Source organism: Okeania sp. (assembly GCF_983059655.1).
Genome location: NZ_CEZPJD010000030.1, coordinates 22810 through 24500, shown reverse-complemented (window position 1 = coordinate 24500; position 1691 = coordinate 22810). Strand labels below are relative to the sequence as shown.

At 35.7% G+C, this 1691-nt stretch carries 1 protein-coding gene and 1 pseudogene; one reads left to right on the top strand and one right to left on the bottom strand.

What is annotated here, in order from left to right:
• Nucleotides 1-130 precede the first annotated feature (130 nt).
• Complete coding sequence (gene clpP / locus AC3DU7_RS03730) at nucleotides 131-718, top strand: ATP-dependent Clp endopeptidase proteolytic subunit ClpP (protein ID WP_488038017.1); 588 nt, start codon at nucleotides 131-133, stop codon at nucleotides 716-718.
• Between the two features lie 29 nt (nucleotides 719-747).
• Here clpP and AC3DU7_RS03725 read toward each other — a convergent pair.
• A pseudogene (locus AC3DU7_RS03725) lies at nucleotides 748-1691 on the bottom strand (hypothetical protein); the annotation flags it as partial.

Below are 1691 nucleotides of genomic sequence, written 5' to 3'. Positions count from 1 at the left end.
TTTAAAATTGAGATGCACTCAGTAAATCTAAATTCAATTCTCTCAAATTTTGGGAATTTGCTCATATTCTTCCTAGATCGCTAAGATATATTAATTAGTACCAATATTTTGGCCAATTGACTTAAAAATTATGATTCCAACCGTTATTGAACAATCTGGCCGTGGAGAAAGAGCCTTCGATATCTACTCTCGACTGCTGCGCGATCGCATAATATATCTAGGAGAAGCCATAGACTCTGACTTGGCCAACTTAATCGTCGGCCAATTATTATATTTAGATTCAGAAGATCCAGAAAAAGATATCTATCTGTATATCAACTCCCCTGGTGGATCGGTCAGTGCAGGAATGGGTATTTATGACACTATGAGGCACGTTCGCCCCGATGTCTGTACTATTTGTATGGGAATAGCTGCCAGCATGGGAGCATTTCTTCTCAGTGGAGGAACAAAAGGCAAAAGAATGAGCCTACCCCATGCCCGAATTATGATTCACCAACCATTAGGTGGGGCACAAGGTCAGGCCACAGATATTGAAATTCAAGCTAGGGAGATTTTATACCTCAAAAAATACCTGAATGACTGTTTAGCAGATCACACAGGTCAACCCATAGAAAAAATTGTAGAAGATACAGAAAGAGACTTTTTTATGTCAGCTACAGAAGCAGTGGAATACGGTTTAATTGATCAAGTTTATAACCGTAACCCTTCTAATTCTTAACCAACTTTTGCTTGATTCTCACTAAGTTTTTAGGGCGTATCTAATTTTTCTAAATGTTGTAAGAAATCTTGCAATTTATCATAGGAAAGACGGGTACGCCCTTCCTCTCCATATTTCTTTTTGAGATAAGTTTTTCCTTTTGTTGAATTCCAACCCAAACGTTTAATTTCATTGGTAGTTTTACCAAATACTTCTAAATATTCCAAAAAGCTTTGTAATTCATCTACACTGAGCTGTTCCAAAGATTCTTTATTATGACTATATTCTAAATAATCTTTTTGTTGCTTAAGCTTCCATCCCTGACTCTTACTTTCCTTTGTAACCTTAAGCAGTATATCTAAATATTGATGGAAATTAAATAATTCTTCTGTTGTTAAAAATTGACGTGTTTTTTGATTATAATTTTGTTCTAGAAAATCTTGCTCCTTTTCTTTAGTCCAGGCTAAACTATCAATCAAAATATCTATCTTAACATTATCATTAGATACATCGTATGATGAACTTAGTGAAGAATTTTCATCAGTAGTATCAATCGATTGAGCTATTTCTACTGACGAATCTATGGATTCTGGTGTAGTGATTTCACTACCTATATCATTATCATTTCCAGAGTTTATTAATTTTTCTGTCGTCCTATCAATCTTTTCATCCTCCTGTTCCGTACTATAGTCAGTATTTAACCAACTATTATCAAACCCACTCGAAATTTGAGTAGGATCGGGAATATCATCATAGTTAATACTAGATTCTACTATCTGTAATTTCTCTTTTTCCACTGAGGCATAAATTTCTGATGCTTCCAACTCAGACGAAGTAGTTGAACTACCAGCAACCTCCTCAGCATCTAAAGGCGAAGTAGTTGAACTACCAGCAACTTCCTCAGCATCTAAAGACGAAGTAGTTGAACTATCAGCAACCTCCTCAGCATCTAAAGACGAAGTAGTTGAACTATCAGCAACCTCCTCAGCATCTA